At 73.5% G+C, this 18,761-nt stretch carries 10 protein-coding genes; 1 reads left to right on the top strand and 9 read right to left on the bottom strand.

Features of this window, described 5'->3' with window-relative positions; translation table 11 throughout:
* Nucleotides 1-2: 2 nt before the first annotated feature.
* From ACSIH6_RS13520 to ACSIH6_RS13480, 9 genes are all read right to left on the bottom strand, one after another.
* On the bottom strand, nt 3-1,106 hold the full coding sequence (locus ACSIH6_RS13520; RefSeq protein ID WP_435108617.1) for a protein kinase domain-containing protein: 1,104 nt from the start codon (nt 1,104-1,106) through the stop codon (nt 3-5).
* On the bottom strand, nt 1,103-3,493 hold the full coding sequence (locus ACSIH6_RS13515) for a hypothetical protein (RefSeq protein WP_435108616.1): 2,391 nt from the start codon (nt 3,491-3,493) through the stop codon (nt 1,103-1,105). The genes ACSIH6_RS13520 and ACSIH6_RS13515 overlap by 4 nt, the downstream gene beginning before the upstream one ends.
* On the bottom strand, nt 3,490-6,663 hold the full coding sequence (locus ACSIH6_RS13510; RefSeq protein ID WP_435108615.1) for a tubulin-like doman-containing protein: 3,174 nt from the start codon (nt 6,661-6,663) through the stop codon (nt 3,490-3,492). Before ACSIH6_RS13510 ends, ACSIH6_RS13515 begins: the two co-directional genes overlap by 4 nt.
* Before the next feature lie 66 nt (nt 6,664-6,729).
* Complete coding sequence (locus ACSIH6_RS13505) at nt 6,730-9,075, bottom strand: vWA domain-containing protein (RefSeq protein ID WP_435108614.1); 2,346 nt, start codon at nt 9,073-9,075, stop codon at nt 6,730-6,732.
* A 327-nt stretch (nt 9,076-9,402) separates the two neighbouring features.
* The gene (locus ACSIH6_RS13500; RefSeq protein ID WP_435108613.1) at nt 9,403-10,383 is read right to left on the bottom strand and encodes a hypothetical protein; all 981 of its coding nucleotides are present in this window, start codon (nt 10,381-10,383) and stop codon (nt 9,403-9,405) included.
* Nucleotides 10,384-10,386: 3 nt separating this feature from the next.
* The gene (locus tag ACSIH6_RS13495; protein WP_435108612.1) at nt 10,387-10,845 is read right to left on the bottom strand and encodes a hypothetical protein; all 459 of its coding nucleotides are present in this window, start codon (nt 10,843-10,845) and stop codon (nt 10,387-10,389) included.
* A gap of 163 nt (nt 10,846-11,008) precedes the next feature.
* Nucleotides 11,009-14,194, bottom strand: coding sequence for an SAV_2336 N-terminal domain-related protein (locus tag ACSIH6_RS13490; RefSeq protein WP_435108611.1), 3,186 nt, complete (start codon nt 14,192-14,194; stop codon nt 11,009-11,011).
* Between the two features lie 5 nt (nt 14,195-14,199).
* Nucleotides 14,200-15,330 carry an AAA family ATPase gene (locus tag ACSIH6_RS13485; RefSeq protein WP_435108610.1) on the bottom strand — a complete coding sequence of 377 codons (1,131 nt, stop codon included), beginning with the start codon at nt 15,328-15,330 and terminating at the stop codon, nt 14,200-14,202.
* Nucleotides 15,327-17,231, bottom strand: a complete 1,905-nt coding sequence (locus ACSIH6_RS13480; RefSeq protein ID WP_435108609.1) for a VMAP-C domain-containing protein — start codon at nt 17,229-17,231, stop codon at nt 15,327-15,329. Before ACSIH6_RS13480 ends, ACSIH6_RS13485 begins: the two co-directional genes overlap by 4 nt.
* 577 nt (nt 17,232-17,808) lie before the next feature.
* On the opposite strand from ACSIH6_RS13480, the gene ACSIH6_RS13475 reads away from it, so the two are divergent.
* A complete protein-coding gene (locus ACSIH6_RS13475) occupies nt 17,809-18,759 on the top strand; it encodes a serine hydrolase (protein ID WP_435108608.1) in 951 nt (316 codons plus the stop codon).
* The last annotated feature ends 2 nt before the right edge of the window (nt 18,760-18,761 follow it).

Here is an 18,761-nt window from a genome sequence, read left to right as displayed (position 1 = left end):
TCTCACCCGAAGTAGGCGAACAGGGCCACGGCGGCGCCCACCAGCACCACCAGGAGCAGCACCAGTCCGCCCCAGCGGCTCGGGGAGGAGGGTTCGTTCGACGGGACCGGCGCGGGGGGTACGGGTTGGATCCTCTCCGGTCTCGGCGGGGGGACCGTCGCGGTCGCCGTCCCGCGCTCGGGCGGGGGCTCGCCGGAGGCGGCCCGCTTGCGCGCACGGCCCTCCTCGAAGCGCGCACGGCCCGGTTTGAGGTGGGCGTCGATCCTGAGCCGGTAGGGGACCGCGCCCCCGGAGAACCGCTCCAGGAGGTCGTCGGCGCCGGGGCGCGCGTGCGCGTTCGTGGCGAAGACGTCCTGGAGGTCCGCGGCCAGTCCCGGGAAGGCGGCCAGGGGCAGCACCCCTCCGCTCTCCACGTCGTGCCCGCTCAGGGCCTGGAACAGCACCAGGCCCGCGGACCAGACGTCGTCGCGGGGGTCGCAGGTCCCCGTGCCCAGCCGCTGCTCGTGGGAGGCCCAGGGCTCGCTGCCCACCGCCGCGCGGGGTGTGCCCGCCACGGTGGCGTGGGAGAAGCCGCACAGCTGCACGCTCTTGAGCTCGGTGTCCCAGCGCACGGTGCCGGGTCTGATGTCGCGGTGGACCACCTCGCAGGAGTGCAGCCAGCTCAGCGCCCGCAGCAGCCCCTCCCGGAAGGCGGACTGCTCCGCCTCGAAGAGCTGCCGCCGTCGCAGCAGCGAGCCCAGCGGTTCACCGCGGTAGGGCTCCAGCAGGGCGAAGGGCGTGCCGGGGTCGTCGTGGTAGCCCACCAGCCTGCTCAGCTCCACGGGAGGGGATCCGTTGGCGATCCGGGCCAGCCGGACACCGGCGAGGATCTCGTTGTCCAGGGCGGCGAAGGCCCGCACCCGCTCCTGGGGCCGCTCCCGCCGCGTGGCGCGCACACGGACCCGCAGCAGTTCGCGCCCGCTCACCTCGTCGCGGACCAGGTCGCGTTCCAGCAGCGGGTGCGTGCGCGGGTCCGGGCCCTCGGTCCGGATCCGCGCCAGACGGCACGGCACCTCCTCCCGGAGCGGGGTCAGGTAGACGCCGTCCGGGGAGCTGTTCTCGTTCAACGGAAGTAGTCCTCCTCGAACGGAGAGGGCGGGGCGCCGACGTTCGCGGCGCCCGTCCCGTGTTCCTCCGTGTCCTCTCGGCCCCGACCGAGGTCCGGCGGGGCGCCCGGGGACGCCCCGGCTCCGCTCGCGCCGTCGGGCTCCTCGGAACCGAACCACTGGGTGCGCACCACGCCCGGGCGCAGCGGCACCAGGCGCACCAGCCCCGCGAGCCTTCCGCCGTGCGTCCACACCGCGCTCTGCGCGGCCTCGGAGACCGGGCCTGCGCCCGCGCGGTCGAGCTGTTCGCGCAGCGACCGCGGCGCGAAGCGGACCGTGCCGACCGCCGAGACCGTGTCGCTGAGCAGGTGCAGGTGCTTGGGGTCGCACAGTTGCAGCATGCGTCCTCCGGGTTCGGTGAGCAGGGACCGCACCGCCTGTTCCAGACCGGAGCCGCCGTAGACCCGCCGGGGCAGGCCGGGGTCGGCGAAGCGCGGCGGAGTGTGGGGGCTCACCCGCTCCAGGTGCGACCGGTACTCCTCCATCAGGTCGGCCGCCGTGCCGCGGGTGTGCTCGTAGGGGTCCTTGACCGGGCCTCCCACCCGTAGTTCGTCCCACAGGTCCTCCATGGCGGTGCGGGTCAGCGCCGCCAGGTCCGAGCGCAGCACCGCCTCCAGCTCGGGCAGGGAGGGGCCCGCGGCGGCGCTGGCGGTGTCGGCGGCCCCGGACAGGGCGTCGGCGACCGCGCGCGCGGCACTGGCGGCGGCGCGTGCCGCATCGGCGAGGTGGCGCCGCTGCGTGCCGGGGTACCACTCCTCCTGAGCCACCTCGTTGACCAGGCTGGTCAGGGCCGAGGCGGCGGAACCCGCGCGTTCCAGGCCGATCCGGCTCCGCCAGCGGCGGGCCAGTCCCGCCCAGGTCCGCAGGAGCGCGTACGTGCCCAGCGCCGCGCCGGTCAGCAGGGCCGTCGCCAGCAGCAGCGGTTGGGGCAGCAGGGACAGGAGCAGGTCGAGCCGCAGAACGCCGCCCGCCCACATGCCCGTGAAGCCCCCCGCGAAGGCCGTCACCGCGTGCACCGCCAGGACCGGCAGTCCGGCGCCCGCCTCCGCGCCCCGGGCCGAACGCAGGCCCGCGGCGAGCGCCGCGACCCAGCCCAGCGCCAGGGCCGTGGCCCCGGCGAGCCCGAGCCAGCCGCCGGTCAGGGCCGGCAGCAGCGGGAGCAGGAAGGCCACGGGCAGCAGCCAGGAGAGCGGTCCGGGCAGGGGGAAGGGCGGCGGGGAGCTCAGCGAGGAGACCAGATGGTCGGGGGCGGCCTGCTGGACCCGGGGCAGGGCGGAGGCGCTTCCCCGGGGTGAGAGGCGTTCGGCGATCCGGTCCAGAACCGCGGCGACGCGGGTGACCGGCTCCCCCCGTTCCAGTTCGCCGTCCACCCGGCGGGCCAGGGCCCCGACGGCCTCGTCGACCTCCTCCGGCCCCGGCGAGCGGCCGCCCAGCCCCGCGCGCGCGAGCTCGGAGGCCAGCTGGCCCCCGTTCAGGGAGCCCAACCGGGAGAGCAGGGACGCGACGTGGTCGCGGTAGGACAGGAGTGCGCCGCCCACCTGGGACAGCTCCTCCTCGCGGACACGGGCTGGGGAGGCGGGGGAGAACGCGCCGACCAGCCCCGAGACCGCGTCCAGCGCGCCCTCGGCGGCGGCCACGCGGTCGCGCAGGCGGTGTTCGTGCGCGGCCAGCTCCCCCGAGCCCGGGTGGTTGCTCCCGGGGGCCGCCCGGTGGGTGTCCTCCACCAGTTCCACCAGGATGCCCCCGCGCGCGCCGGTGCCCGCGGCGGGCGGCGGTGCCGGTGCCCCCGCGGCGTCGGTGAACCTGCGCACGGTCCGGGCCAGGGCCGCGGCGACGGCGCCGTCGCCGCCCTCGGGCCCGGTCCAGGACAGGCCGGGCGAGGCGGCGGCCTCGGGCAGCTGGCGGCTGAGCTCGACGACGCGGTCGAAGACCTCCGCCTGGAGCAGGACCTCGACCAGGCGCTCCACCCCGGTCCGGGATCCGGGGGCGGCGCCGGGGTGGGGGCGGGCCGTCCCGCGGGGGCGCAGGCCCCAGTCCACCCCGGTCTCGTTGCTGACCCACAGGGTCGCCGCGTCGCGTTCGGGGCCCAGCTGGCCGGGCCGTTCCAGGACGCGGTGCCCGTCGCTGCCGGACGGCGGGCCGCAGACCACGCACACCAGCGACCGGATACGCCCGCTGGTGAAGACCTCCAGGTAGGCGGCTCCGTGGTCTGCCAGCAGGCCGGTCTCGTCCAGGACCAGGGCCCGGTCGGAGCCGGTGAGGGGGGTGCCCTCCCCGAACTCCCGCACGACCCGGCGCACGGCCTCGTCCGCGTCGGCGCCCCGCAGGTCGAGGTGGTGGACGTTCATCGGAAGGTGTCACCGTCCTTGCCGTAGTACCCGACCTCGCGTTCCAGGGCGTTGAGGTTGGCGCTCAGCGGAGCCGCCACCCCCTGGAACTCCATCTCCAGGGCGGCGGGCAGGGTGTTCTCCCAGAAGTCCTGGATCTGTAGGGCCCGGTTGCGGGAGTTGCCGCGCAGGTCCTCCAGCATGCGGTCCAGGCGTTCGACCTCCTTGTCGGCCAGCTGGCACAGCGCCCGGTAGCTCGCGTGGGGTTCCACGGGCCTGCTCTCCACCCCCATCGGCAGCTCCGCCATGAGCTGGGCGCAGAACTGGCCGGTGATGCCGTCCTCGCCGTTGAAGGCCCAGTGCTCGTAGGCCTGGAGCAGGCTGCCCCAGGAGGAGGTCCGTCCCAGCGGGGTCAGGCGCAGCGGCATGGTGACGCCACCGCCGAGGGTGAAGCGGACCTCGTCGGGGGAGGTGGCGTCCCCGACCACGGCGGCCCGGCCGTTCCACAGGGCGTTGAGCAGCCGGTGCAGGATCTGGACGCGGTGCCGCTCGGTGGTGGCCAGGTAGCTGAAGTCGTAGCCCAGGCGCTGGCGCCAGAGCAGGTAGTCCTGCGGCTGCTGGTTGGTCAGCGCGTCGGACCACAGGCGCATCACCTCCCTGACCTCGGGGACCTCGGTGATGCCCATGGAGCTGCGGAACAGCACCACGCTCAGGCTCTCCGCGCTGACCGCGCGGAACTCGTAGGTGTGCCCGCCGCCGCTGGGCAGGTTGACCGACTCCCGCAGGTACTGCTCGATCCGTGGATTGGCGGCGGGGGAGTGGTAGGTGATCAGGATCTTGAGCGGGCCGTTGCCCTGGGGCACGTAGCCGACCGGCAGCAGTGCGGCCACCTGGGCGCGGAACTGGGACAGGTCCTCGTCGGAGACGCTGCCGCCGCCGCCCTGCTCGGCGGCCTGGGAGAGCAGGTCCGCCAGGCGGGGCAGCAGCGGGGACTGGGCCGGGCCCGTCTCCCGCAGGAAGCGCTTGACCGCGGACTTGAGGGTCTCCCTGAGGAAGCCCACCGCCTCGGCCGGGCCGCGGTCCAGGCAGACGTCGTAGGCCGTGCGCCAGCCCTGGCCGCCCACGACCGCCTGGACCAGTTCGGCGTCGGTGGGGGACACGTGCAGGCGTCCGGTCTCGTGCAGGGAGCGCGCCAGGTGGTCGCGGACCCGGACGAAGAAGGGTTCGAGGTCCCCGCCCGAAGGGGGCAGGAGGTAGGAGATGCCCGTGCGCGGGCGGTAGAGCTGCCGGGACAGCCGCTCGAAGCGGGCGCGGTCGGTGCGGGCGTGCTCGTCCAACTGCTGGGTGAGCACGGCCAGGTCGTTGCGCAGCCGGGTCGAGGTCCGGTTCCAGCGCGGGACCGTCGGAGCCCAGGACTCGCTCCAGACCACGCCGGTTTGCCAGTCGTACCACCGCTCCTGGTCCTGGCGTGCCTGGGCGGGCACCGGGTCGGTGTACCTGACCTTGATCACACCGCCCAGGCGGTCCCGCATCTGCGGTATCGGCGGCGGCGCGGTCAGCCCCTCGGGGGGAGCGGGGGCGTTGCGGCGCTGCTGGAGGATGCCCAGGACGCCCAGCCTCCCCACCCTGTCGTTGTCATGGGGGTCGCCCTCGACGACGCGCAGGGCGTGGAAGGGGTCCACTCTGCCCAGCAGCGCGCGCACGCCCGCCCGGTGGTCGAAGTTCTGGGCCAGCTGGGGGATCTCCTGGCCGAGCCTGGCGCGCAGGGCGTGAAGGCTGCGCTTCATCGAGTCGCTGCGGTCGTAGAGCGCGGCGGCGATCGCGTCGGCGCCCGTGACCGGCTGCGGTTCGGCGAAGTCGATGCCCGCCCGGGCCAGGACCGGGTGGATGTTGGCCGCGGAGAAGAAGTCGTGGACCAGGCTCCCGGTCTGTTCGGCGCTGGTGTGCAGCGGGGCCTGCATGTCCTCGACCGCCGAGCGCAGCAGGCGGGAGCCGATGATGTCGGAGAGTTCGTCCACCGGGACGGTCATGGACGCGACCAGCGCGGTGGACACCCCGCGGTTGCCGATCCCCGTCTCGGCGGAGGACTCGCGGTCGGCCTGGGTGTTGATGAAGCTGTCCGCGAAGGACTGGTGGTTCTCCTGCTTGGCCGACTCGGCCTCGGCGTGCCGGTCCATGTCGGTGCTGGCCAGCGAGAGCATCAGGGAGACCACCGACCGGTGCAGGTCGTCGCGGTCGGTTCCGGTGGGGCGGCTGAACAGGAAGGCCGTCTGCACGGTCGAGGGCATGATCTGGACGCGGCCCTCCACCGGGTAGTAGACGGCCGTGTCGTCCCTGCGGCGGAGCCCGGGCCGGACCTCGTTGACCAGTTCCAGGGAGGCCTCGCGGCCGTTCTGGTCGTCGACCAGGCGGAACATGTCCAGCAGGGCGCGCCCGGCGTTGAGCTTGGCGTTGCGTCCGCCGCCGAAGCCCTCGTCGAAGGCCGAGGGCATCAGGACCAGCGGGTAGATCTTCACGCGCAGCCCCGAGCGCTGGAAGGTGTGCGCGATCAGGTGCAGGTAGTCGTAGAAGATCCCGGCCCCGGTGCCCCCGGCCACGGAGAAGGAGACGAAGACGTCGCAGGACTTGGGCAGTGTGCCGCCCAGCGCGGCCAGGTCGCCCGCCGAGGTGGCGATGCGGTTGATGGCCTCGTGCAGCGGGGCCACCGCCGGGCCGGTCCCGGTGCGGAAGGTCTCGAACAGCGCCGCCCGCCCCACGGTGGGGAACTGCCCGGCGCCCTTGTCCAGTGGGGCCACCCGGGGTTCGCCGACCGCGGGCGGTAGCCAGTGGTCCACCGACTCGCTGGCGCTCAGGCGCAGGCTGCGCGCGGCATCGGGGTAGGTGCGCACCTCCGGGACCAGGTCGCGGACGTAGTGGGCGGTGCGCTCGGCGGCGGCGTGGTGGTGGCGTCCGGGCACCACCCGCTCGGGCAGGCTGTCCAGCTCTCCCCGGTTGACGTCGGCGTAGACGAACTGCACGCAGGCGGGGAGCTGGTAGGGCAGGAGGTTGGCGCCGGGGCGCAGCTGCTGGAACTCGGTCCCGTCGGGTCCGCACAGCTCCTCGCGCATGCGGCGTTCGAGCTCGGCGCCGATACGGCAGCCGGTACCGCCGAGGCCGACGTAGAGCAGCGGCTGGTAGAGCTTCATCGTCATGGGGTGTCGAAGGCCCTTCAGACTGGTCGTTCTTCTGCGGGATGGGGGCGGGGAGCGGGGAGCCGTTCAGTCGAGCCGGATCCCGGAGAGCGGGGGGCCCTCCTCGCGCGTGCCGGGTCCGGGCGCGGCCTGTGCCGGGTCCGGGTTCTGGCGCGGGCTCCTGCGGGGGCGCTGCTCGTCGCGGAAGGAGACGGTCAGGCCGTCGGTCAGGGGTTGGCTGTGACTGCCGAGGCGCAGGGTCTCGGTGCCGCGGGGCGTGCGCAGGCGCACACCTCCCCTGGGGTCGCGGGAGGCCCGGTAGACCGGTCCCGTACCGGAGGCCCCGCCGTGTTCGAGGCGCGGCGCCGATCCCTGGGGGTCGCGGACGGTGAAGGAGAAGGAGGTGCTCCACCTGCTGGGGGCGCGCAGTTCCTGGTGGAGGGAGAGCGCGTCCCGGTGGAGTTCGACGACCAGGCCCTGCACGTTGCTGGCGGTTCGCCTCCTGTGCCACACCAGCCACGCCTGGAGTGCGGCGGCGACCAGGGCCAGGAACAGCGCGAGCCAGGCCCACCAGTAGCGTTCGAGGACTCCCGGCGGGGTGCGCACGGTCACCGTGAGCGGAGCGGAGGTGGTCAGGACCGCGCCCTCGGCGTCCACGGCCTGCACGTGCAGGACCGCCCGGCCCAGGGCGGAGCCCTGTTCGAAGCGCACGGTGAAGTCGGCCCTGCTGGTGCCGGGGCTGAAGGCGGTGGTGTCCTGCTCGATGGTGGCCAGGACCCCTTCGGGGGCCTGGAGGAGCAGTTCCACCTGTCCCTCCTGCGAGTCCTGGTTGTCGACGTCGAGGGTGCCGTCGATCTGGCTGCCGGCCCAGACCTCGTCGGGCGGGTCGTCGAAGCGCACGCCGGGCTGTAGGGCCGCCCCGCCGGGGTCGATGGTGTAGCGCAGTTCGCGCACGTCGTCGGGGACGCCGGGTCCCTGGACGCGGCTGGTGAAGAGCAGGGTGTCCGCCCCCTCGGGGGCGGCGACCGTGCCCGCGTACTGGCCGTCCTGGGGGGTGGCGTCGGGGTCCTCGCCCCCGTCGTTCAGTTCGATGGGCTCGGCGGTCTCGTCCGGGGTGGCGACCTCGGCCGAGAAGTCGAGTTCGGCGAGCGCCTCGGGGTCGGTGACGGGGCCGCGGCGGGTGCGGATGTCCACCCTGACCACGAGTTCCCGCCCGGAGTGGTCGGCGGGTTCGACCGTGAGGAAGGTGTTGACGCGGCCCTGCCACTGGACGGTGGCCGTCACCAGTTCCTCGGGGGTGCCGTCGGGGGAGGTGAGCCGCACCTGCCAGGTGCCGGGCAGGGGGTCGACGACGTGGAGCACCTCCACCGGGCCGTTCGCGCCGCTGAGGCTGATCCGGGAGCCCTTGTGGTCGCCGCCGTCGGGGTCGACCGGGTCCCCCTCGGGGTCGATGTACTCGACGCTGATCGCCGGGTTGTTCTTGGTGACCACGAGCGCGCCGTCGGTGGCGATGACCGGGATCGAGGCCGACAGGGTGGTGCTGCCGCCGCCGGAGAGGGTGTCGCTGTCGAGTCCGCCCGCCACGGAACAGGAGGCGGCGGCCAGGGCCTCGCGCAGGGAGCGCACCACGTCGGCGGAGTCGTCGACCACGCGCGCGGTGGGCGTGGCCACCTCCAGGTCGTTGCACGTCTCCTGGGAGCCGCCCTCGGCGAACGCGTCGAGCTGGTCGCGGTCGATGGAGCTGCCGAAGCCCAGCGGCCAGACCTGCACGCCGTCCTCACGCGCGGTCTCCAGGTGCTCGTCGATCCTGGCCGCGGCGTTGTCGTCGCGGTCCTCGGGGCGCGCGCCCCAGTGGGGGCTGTCGCGCACGTCCAGTTCGCCGTCGGTGAGCAGGAAGACGATCCCGGTCGCGTCCCGCGGGGCCTCGGGTCCCTCCAGGTAGTGCAGGGCGGTGCCCAGCGCCTCGGCGTGGTCGGTGTCGTCGCCCTCGGAGGCGTCCCGCCGGTGCAGGTCCGAGACGCAGTCGGCCAGGTACTGGCGTCCCGACCCCTCGTCCACCAGGGTGGGGCGGCACACCTCCCGGGCCGCGATCTGGTCGGCCTGCCCGTTGTTGCTGCCGAAACCGACCACCGTCACCCGGGAGCCGGGGTCCAGGACGCTCTGCGCGATGGTGGAGGCCGCCCTGGTCTCCTGTTCGACGTCGTCCTCGCTCAGGGAGCCGGACTCGTCCACCAGGATCACGATGTCGAGGGGGGAGGCCGGGGCCGCGTCCGCCCCGGGCCGGGGCTCCGCCTCGGGCTGGTCCGTCTCGTCCGCGGCCCGGGGCGGGGGCGCCGCGGCCGAGGCCGGGACGGGCGGGAGGAGGAAGAGGAGACAGGCCGCGGCGAGGGTCGCTCGCCTCCACGCCGTCGTCGCGCATGGGGTCAGTGCCACGCCACCTGGCCCTTCCTGTGTCTTGTTGTTTTCGGAAAAAGAGTGCTCGGGTACGTTTGCGCACACCATCCGACCATTGTCCGAAAAGCGGACGGAGGGCTTACTGTACTGCTTTCCGGAAGGTGCTTCAACGGATTCTTGAGTGTCCGTTGGCCTTGGTTGCCCGCGGTGGTGTTTCCACTTCTCTCGGACGGAGTCCGGGGTGCTTTGTGGGTGTTTTGCGAAAGAGTGTGGTGTTGTGTGAGATTTGTGGTTTGAGGGGGAGGAAATATCCCCTGAGGTCTTTGGGGACTTTTGTCCTTATCGGCGGTGGCGGTGGTCCGCGCGTCAGGAGGGGCCGGACTTCCTCAGCAGATAGGTGACCTGCTCACCCAGGCCAGGGGAGAGGGCCCTGCCCTGGTCGTTGGCCCGCTCGGGATCGACGACCCCCACGGCCGCGGCCAACTCGCGTGCGTGCAGGTCGTAGCAGGACTCGACGAGGTCGGCCAGCGAGGCGACCGCGGTCCTCGCCCGCTGGTGGGCGACCGCTCCGGCCACGGCCCCGGCAGCCGCGAGCAGCAGGAGCAGCCAGGGGTCCCAGGGCGGTTCGGGGAGCCGGGACAGGGGTCCCGCGCCCCAGGCCGCGGCGGCCAGGTGCAGCGCGCACACGCCCGCCGCGGCGAGGTAGAGCGCGCCCCAGCCGCCCAGGACACGGGCCTGGGCGAAGGAGTCCTGTGCCCGTCCGACGTCCTCCCGGGCGCCCTCGGGCAGGAGCAGGAGCAGACGGGGCCAGGTCCAGTACACGTCCAGCCCGTGCGCGCCGCGCACCCTGACTGTCAGAGAGGCCATCCTGTCGGCCATCCAGGTGCGCCGCGTGGGCTCGGTGAGCGAGATGCGGTGGCTGCGGTCCGGGTCCCGCCCGCTGGCCGCGGCCGCCTCGCGCGCCCTCTCCGCCGCGGCCCCGCGCCTGGCCGCGTGCCAGCGGCGCCTGCGCCACCGGGGGTTCCAGAAGACGAGCGGGGACAGCACGCTCTCACCCAGCCACCAGCGCCCGCACCAGGCGCCGAGCAGCTGGACGGCCAGCCCCGGGAGGAGGCCCAGGAGCAGGACCGCCGCGAGCAGGACCACGGTGACGGCCACGGTGGGGGAGCCCAGCGGCGACCGGGCGTCGGCGGCCAGCTCCGACAGGCGCGCGGGGTCGGCCAGGTCCGCCGGGGTCAGCAGCGCGCTGGCGGCGAACGCGGCGAGGAAGAGCACACCGGGCAGGGCCAGGTGCGTCCACCAGTGCTCGGCGGCCCTCTTGCCGATCTCGACCAGCAGGGGGTTCACCGGTCAGGATCCCTTCGTGCGCAGTCGCAGGGGCCTGTCCGCGACGGCGCAGTGGCTGCCCGCGGCGCCTGACTCCCCGGCGCCCCTGACACGGGAGCAGGGGGCGGCCAGGGGGCACACCTCGCGGACGGCGGGCGCTGGGCCGGGACCCACCCCGGGCAGGCCGCCCACCGGCTCCTGGGGGTCGCGGCCCGGGCCCGGACCGACGAATTCGTTGCGGAAGAAGGCGTCCCCGGGGTCCAGCAGCGGCCCCAGCCGGTCCTCCAGGGCTCGGAGAGCTCTGTAGGAGAGGCGGCCCCGTTCCGCGACCTGGGCCACGAGCGCGTCCAGGTCGTCCCGGAGACCGTCGTCCACCGCGGCGTCCTCGTACGCGGATCTCCTCCGGCACAGGTGTTCGGCAGCCGCCCTGCTGTCGGTGAGGGGGGTGGGGGAGGCCCGCTGTGCGTGTTCTTCGGAGGTCACGTTCCCAGCTTAGGGAGGAATCGGGGAACGCGGAGAGGGAACGTCTGTTTTATGCTTCTTGTTCTGTTTGTAATTTTTGGGGTTTTTGGAGCTTTTTGAAGTGTGGTGATGCGGGAGAAACGTGTGATTCGTCATCGGGAGGGAGCCTGTCGGTTTCGTCCGGTCACCACCAGAACCGTTCGGTGGTGCGGGCCAGGCGGGTCTCCTCGTGGTCGGGACCCAGGATCCGTTCCAGGGCGCGGACCAGCCGCGCGTAGAACTGCGCGGCCTCCCTCCTGCGGGGGATCGCGCCCGGGAGGATCCTCCCGGGAGGGAAGATCTCCTCGCTGCTGCGGCGCAGGGCGATGGCGCTCCGGCGCAGACGCCCGGTCCACTCGGGGTGGTCAGCGGCAGCCTGCCAGGCCTCCGACAGGGAGTCCACGGCCGCGACCGCGGTGTTCGACGCGGTGAGGAAAACCGAGAGGTCGTGGACGGGCGGGCGGACGCTGTCATGGACCCAGATCGTGCTGTCGAGACCGTCGGGGCTGTCCTCGATCCGGATCAGTGACAGGCTCTCCAGATCGTGCAGGATGTCCGTGACGTCCTGCGCCGCCCTGACGGTTCGGGGCAACTGCCGGTTCAGGTGTGCGCGGACGGTGGACGTGGTGAGCAGACGCAGAGGGACGTCGGTGTGCCCGAAGAGCCGGATCATGAGGAGCAGGGGCATCGAGCTCAGGTAGGGTACCCGGCTGTTCCTGACCAGGGACAGGTGGACCGCTTCCTGGACGGGGGCGGCGGTGCGGTCTCCCTTTCCCCGGAGGTATTCCAGGGGGGTCAGCCCCTCCGCGACGACGGTGGACGCCGCCAGGGACAGGGCGAGCGGGTGGTGGCCGAAGTAGTCGGCCAGTATCCCGATCCCCGCAGAGGAGCTGAAGGCGGGAGCGCCGAAGAAGTGCTGCGAGAGGTACTCGACGGCCTCCTCCCGGGCGAACCCGCCCACCTCGACCACGGCGTGCTTCGGGATCGCCCCGCCGAGGACGTCGTGGCGGCGGCTGGTGGCCAGGACCCGTCCGCGGCGGCTTCTCAGCGGGAGGAGGTCGAGGACGTCGCCCGGGTGGTCCAGGCCGTCGAGGACGAGCAGCCACCGCACGGACGTCTCCGCGAGCCAGCCGCAGAGCTCGCGGGTCAGGGCGCGGGGACCGTTCCGGATCTCCGTGCGGAGGTCGCCCTCGGGGGAGAACAGAGCGAGGGCCAGGGAGGGCGCGGACCTGGCATAGGAGGTCAGAACCTTCTCAAGGTCCGCGCCGTTCGCCCACAGCACCAGGTCGACGTCCCCCCTTCGTGCCGCCCGGGTGGCGTGGTCGGCGGCGAGCAGTGTCTTACCCGTGCCCCCCTCGCCCGCCAGAACCAGGCCGCGGCCCTCCTCCAGTGAGTCCAGGCGGCCTCTGAGGTCCGGTCGCGGGATGAAGCGCCTGGGTTTGGGCGGTACCTCTCCGAGAACGACCGGTCCCCGGCTCTCGGACACGGCCTGCTCCAGAAAGGACGTGAGCGGCGACCGCGATGACGCCTCCCGCTGCCTGTCCCCGTGCGCGAGGCGTGGGAGCAGGACGTGTCCCGCCGCCTTCCGCGGGAGCTTCTCCACCGTCGCCACCGACCTGGCCGCCCTCGGGTCCAGCAGGCGCAAAGTGTCGGGGTTGACCCACGCGAACGGTGTGCTCCCCGGATCGGTGAAGCGGTCCCCGCCCCCGCCGACGAGGTAGGCGGGGAAGCGCTCGCCGTTTGCGTCCGCCTGCCTGCGCACACCGTCCGACAACGCGTCGAGCAGCCGTGCGGTCCTTCGGGCGGTGGAGCGGGGCAGCACGGACCTGAGCGCCTCCGCGGCGCCCTCCACGAAGGCGTACAAACCCTGTTCGTGGTCCACCGGACGCAGGAGACCGCTGAGCAGCACCTCGGCCAGCACCCCGGAGTCCGCGTCGCGCAGGACCTCGTGCTGGATCATCCGCATGACGGGTAGGGCCGGGGTGGACAGAGCCGTATGCGCCGCCAGCGCGACGGCACCGGGGGAGGCGGCGCTCTGGAACCTGTGGACCCGCTGGCGCACCGTCAGCGGCCGCTCGTAGGAGACCGGGGCGGGGGCCGTGCGCGGAGCCCGCCCACTCACGTACGTCACCGCCGCCGGGACCGCGCGGTTTCCCGAGCCCACGAGCTCGGCCCAGTCACCGAACCAGCGCGGCGCGCAGCGCAGAACGGGGACGGGCACGCTGTCGGACGCGGGCCCGGGGGCCCCGGGGGCGAGAGTCAGCCGCAGTTCGGTGTTGGGCGCCCCCGGCCGCGCGCCCGTGGCCAGGGAGGGCAGGACCGGAGCGCCGGTGCGCCGCCACTGCGCCTCGGCCAGGGGCTGCACGACGGCGGTGGGACCGTGGCGCGCCAGCAGGTGCAGCACGGCTCCCGCCAGCCCGGACCACCAGTGCGGTCCGGAGCAGTCGCTCAGGACCAGGACGGCCCGGCGGGCGGAGGGGTCGACCGCGGTGGCCGCGTCCTGGGGCGGGCCGTGCGGCGACGGCGCCACGCCCAACTCCGTGCCCGAGGACGCGGAACCGCGTACGAGGTAGCCCACGCGCACGTCGCGGAACACCCCCATGCCGTGCAGCAGGGTGTGGAGCTCCTGGGCCAGGGGGCGCCACAGTCCCATGCTCGGCCCGGTGTCCACGATGAGGAGCAGGTTCAGCCAGCGCTCCTGCCCGGGCACCAGCACGGGCGCCCACGGGCAGGAGTCCGTCGGACGCCGGTCGGCGATGCGGTGGGCGGTGGCCTCCTCGTCCAGGACCTCGGCTGCGGCCGTGGGGACCCGCAGGTTGAGCGGGCGCAGCGCGCGCTGCAACGCCAGGGGTCTGTCGATCATGGGCGGGACGGGCACCCGTGTGCCGGTGGCGGCGGAGCCCCTTCCCGCTCCGGGGGCGGGCGGGAAGTGCAGGGCCAGGAGGCGTTCGGCTGTGTCGGCGATCCCGTCGTCGGGGAGGGCGCCGGGCGCCTCCTGGGCCCGGGAAGCGTCGTGGTCCTGCGCCGTCCTCGGGGGTCTCCCCACCTCCACGGGAGGCAGGTCGCCCGCCTTCGGCCGCGACGCGGGCGTGGAGGCGCCGGTCCGGTCCGGTCGCTCTGGTCGCTCGTGCCTCTCGCGGGACGTGACCTCCGGGGGCGGTCGGACGGGAGGTGCCGGGACGGACTCCTCCGGGCCGGCGGGGGAGACGGCTGGTCGGCCGGTGTGGGCACCCAGCCACAGCACCTCGGCGATCTCCAGGGGTGTGGGTCCGCCGAGTTCGCGGGGCGGTGCCTCGTGCAGCAGCGAGTACAGGCGCCGGTCGTGGTGCACCGGGCTCAGTCCTGGCCGTTGAGGGGCCGCATCAGCTTCCTGGCCAGCGCCTCCCTCGGCATGGAGGGGTCCCCGACCGTGTGCCAGCGCATGTAGGCGGCGTTGAGGAGCTGGTCGGTGGCCAGCACACCACCACCCCGGTGCGCGGCGAGGAAGTCCTCGGCGAGCGCGTCGATCTGGTCGTGCAGGTGCGGGGGGAGGTCCTGGAGGTGTTGGTGGACGATGGCGGCGAGTTCCCCGGGTTCCTCGGGAAGGCGCAGTTCCAGCTTGACGCAGCGGCGCAGGAAGGCCGGGGGGAACGCGCGTTCGCCGTTGCTGGTCATGACGACCAGAGGGAAGGCGCGGCACTGGACCCGGCCGGAGCGGATGGTCGCGGACGTGGCGCCGTCGGCGGTCAGCACCTCGACACCGGAGGCGGGGACGGACCGTGAGCCGGGTCCGTCCGCCTCCGCGGACCTTCGGCCGTTCCCTCCGGGGCCCCGTGTGCCCTGGTCCCGTCTCCGCGCGCCCTCCGCCCCCTTCGGGGACGCCCCCGGGCCGGAGGCGCGCACGCGCATCAGCTCGGGAATCTCGTAGGAGCCCCTCTCGAAGACGGTGAGCAGGTCGTTGGGCAGGTCGATGTCGCTCTTGTCGATCTCGTCGATGAGAAGCACCCGCGGCTTCTCGAAGGGCAGCAGCGCCGTTCCCAGCGGGCCCAGGCGGATGTGGTCCCCGATGTCCTCCTCCGGCGCGTGGCCGCCGCTCCCCTCCCGGGCCCCGCCCGCACGGCTCGCCGAGTACAGGCGGCCGAGGGGGTCGTAGCGGTACAGGCCGTCGCGCAGGGTCACCCGGCTCGTGATGGGCCAGTACAGCAGCGGCCCGAGCCGGAGCTCGTGGGCGACCGCCTCGGCCAGGGCCGACTTGCCCGCCCCGGGCGGGCCGGTGACCAGCAGGGGGCGGCGCAGGTACAGGGCGGTGTTGACCTGTTCGACGGCCTCCTCCGAGGCGAGGTAGGAGACCGCCGCGTGGGGTTCGTCCTCGCGCTCGGGGTGGGGCAGGGGCGGGCCCCCGTCGAAGGCGCGCCACGGAGGAGGGTCCGGCAGCCCCCTGAACTCGTGGGGTTCCCGGGTGCCCCGGAAGATTCTCCAGTCCGTCATACCGGATCCTCGCTTCCCATGTACATGGGCGGTTCGGTGTTGCGGCCGATACGGCCGGGGTCGTTCACGATCAGGGAGAGCTTGTGGCCGCAGTGGTCCTCACCCTCCTCGCCCAGTGCCTGCCTGCGCACGTGCCGGACCCTGTCCGCGAGCTTGTCGAACGGTGTCCCCTCGACCAGGCGCTTGAGTTGCCCTGCCCGGCGCGCGCCGGAGCAGTCGCCGTGGTCGTCGTGGTCGCAGGCCCGGCGCGGCAGGAGCATGATCGGCACCCCGGCGTCCAGGGCGCCCTCGATCTGCGGGATCCGGGCGAGGGTGGAGTGGACCAGTGCCTGCCTGTCGGCGCGGGCGTTGAGCCTGCGCTTGGTCGTCACGCGGTCGGTGGTCCCGACGCAGGCGAGGACCTGCGCACCGGCCTTGCCCCGGGTCTGGAGGACGTTCCACCGCTCCCTGAGGGCGGCGTTTCTGTGGAAGGCGTTCCCGGCGTCGTCGGAGGAGGGCTCCGCCCCCTGGAACAGGGTCATGTGCAGCTCCGAGGCCGAGACCACCACCGGGTAGCGGTCGGTGATCTGCTGGAAGGAGGTGAGGTTCCACAGTTCGAACCCGGTGTGGAACAGCGGGACCGGGACCACGAACTCGAAGAGCGTGTTCGCGTCGTGCCTGTCGTAGCCCAGGAGCAGCGCGTTCAGGCGAGGCTCGACCGAGTCCCGCAACTCGTCCTCGGGTACCTCGGCCAGCTCCAGGGACGCGCCGGGCACGCCCTCGTCCTCGCGCCGCAGGGTGACGGTGTAGGTGTCGTCGTACAGCAGCCTGTGCGCGGTCACGGTGACGTAGGAGGGGGCTTCGGGATCGGCGGACCCCGTGCCGCAGTACTCCTCCAGCCACGTGCGCAGCCCGTCCCCGCGGTCGGGCGGGAGACTGGCGTGGACCCGCCGCAGGAACGCGCCCAGATCGCCTTCGCGGTCGCCGGACAGGCCCTTCTCGGCGGTGTGGCGGACCCACTGCCAGGGCGTGGCGGGCGCGACGTCGACGGGGTCGTGCTGGAAGTGGGGGAAGCAGAGTCCGTGGACCCCGCGGAAGTCGACCTCGTCGCCGAGCCCGGTGACGATCCGGCGCAGTCGCCTGCGGGCGTCCGGGGTGAACCAGCCCAGGTCGATGTGGTCGTCGATCTCCTCCCACACGCGGCCGATCGCCGACAGGGGGATCATCGTGCCGCTGCGGCCCCTGACACGCCGGTCTCCGGTGCTGATCATGCCGACGACGTGCCGGTCGTCCTCCTCCCAGCCCCGCCACCACGCTCCGGTGAGGTAGGCGCCCGCGCCGCTGTACCCGTGGCTGATCGTCCCCGGATCGTCGGAGGCGAGTGTGACCTGCCACCTGTCCTGGGTGAGGTGCCTGTCCTGCCTGGTGAACAGGTCCAGCACGGTCCCGTCGTGGTCGTTGAAGACCAGCTCCGGAGACCGGTCGTCCGGGGACGTCCCCCCGGCCTCCGACGTGGGAAAACCCAGAGCGGCCACCTCGATCCTGCCGTGTCCGGTGCCGGTGGCCCCGGCGGCGGGCCCGACGCCGGGGGGCAGGAGCGCGTGGGGAGAGGCCAGGAGGGCGGGGCGGATGTCGGTGTCCTCGTCCAGCTCCAGGACGGCGACGTCGGGCTCCCCGCCGCGCCAGTTCGCGCGCACCGCGATCCGGGCGAACCGGTGGACACCGTTCCTGCCGGGGAGGGGGAAGCACACGTGCACGTCCGTCTCCTCACCGAGCCCCTCCAGGTTGTGGGCACAGGTGACTACGTGGCGGGAGCCGACGAGGAACGCCGCGCCCAACGGAGCCTCGGCCTCCTCGCCGTCCCTCTCCACCATGACGGACAGGCGGGCGCGCCAGGAGAAGCCGGACGTCGGGCCGGACATCACACGGCCTCCGTCGTCCGCCCGCTCCGTCCGCCCGGGGCGGACACGTCGCGAGGACCGTCGGACGGGCCGGGGGCGGACGCTGCCTGACCGGTTCGGTGTCGGTCCGGTCCTGTCACGGGGCCTCCTGGCGGCTGTGCTGTACGGGGGAGGAGCAGAGCGCGGGGTCACATGCAAGCACAACGCCACACCGGATGTGGGCGGTTGACGGAAACCGCCGCCAAGCGGTGACCAGCCCGGTGCGCTGCCCCTTGATCCGTATCTCTCGGACGGGAGGCCCCGGATTCCGCGCTTTCCGAGATCCCGGGTCGGTGACAGGTGCCGGAGGTCGCGTCCCAGACGGGAGACACGTGCGCCGGGCACGGCGACCGGCCCCGGCGCGCTGCTCCGGAGGGGTGGACGCGGAGGGGCGGGAACGGAGCCCGTGTCGCTCACGCGTGGCGGAGCGCGGGCACCGAGAATCGAAGGACGCCGATCGGTTGCCCTGTGTGTCCGAGTGATCATCCAGAGTGATGGATGGCCCTGTCCGCGCCCCGCTCCGCCGCCCCGCTCCGCCGAACGAGGGAGAACTCCTTCCATGCCTGTCGACCGCACGCCCACCGGGCACCGACGTCCGGCACGGTCCGCCGCCGTGGTCCTCGCCGCGGCGTTCGCCGCCGGGTTGACCGCCGCCGTGCCGCCGACGGCCGCCTTCGCGCAGGAGCCGATCTGCGCCTCCGAGTCGCACCCCGACGTCGCGCGACGGCTCGACGAACGGATCCGTCAGCGGGCGGACGAGCGGGAGGGGACGATCGCCGTGGGAGTCTTCGCGCACGGCGGCGACCTCACCTGCGGCCTCGACCCCGACGCGGAGTTCGACGCGGCCAGCGTCGGCAAGGTCGTCGTCCTCGGCGCGCTGCTGCGCACCGCCATGGACGAGGACCGGGAACTCACCGCCGAGGAGAAGGACCTGGCGACCGACATGATCACCGTCTCCGACAACGACGCGGCCACGGAGCTGCGCGACCGGATCGGCCCCGAGCGCGTCCAGCGCTTCCTCGACCTGGCGGGCATGGACGCCACGAGACCGGACCCCGAGGGCTACGTCGGACTGATGGGGATCACCGTCTCCGACCAGCTCACCCTGCTCCGCCTGCTGCGCACGGACAACGACGTGCTCGGCCAGGAGGAGCGCGAGTTCGCGCGCGGCCTCATGGGCGACGTGACCGAGGAACAGCGCTGGGGCGTGCCCTCGGGCGCGCCCGCCGACGCCGAGGCGTACCTCAAGAACGGCTGGCTGCCCCACACCGACACGAACCTCTGGCGGGTGCACAGCATCGGCGGCTTCCGTGGCACCCCGGTCGGCGACTACGACATCGTGGTCCTGACCGACGGCAACGACGGAATGCGGTACGGGGTGGACACCGTCGAGTCCGTGGCGGCCGAGGTGCACTCCGCCCTCACCGGCCAGGACGTCCGGGGCGGAACGCCGCCGACCGGCCTGACGCGGCCCCTCTCCGACGGCTCCGACGGTTCGGGCCGCGCCTGAGC

The organism is Nocardiopsis synnemataformans (assembly GCF_965343085.1).
Classification (GTDB): Bacteria; Actinomycetota; Actinomycetes; order Streptosporangiales; family Streptosporangiaceae; genus Nocardiopsis; species Nocardiopsis alborubida.
Note: the sequence above shows the minus strand (reverse complement) of the source record. Positions and strands in the feature narration are given on the sequence as shown.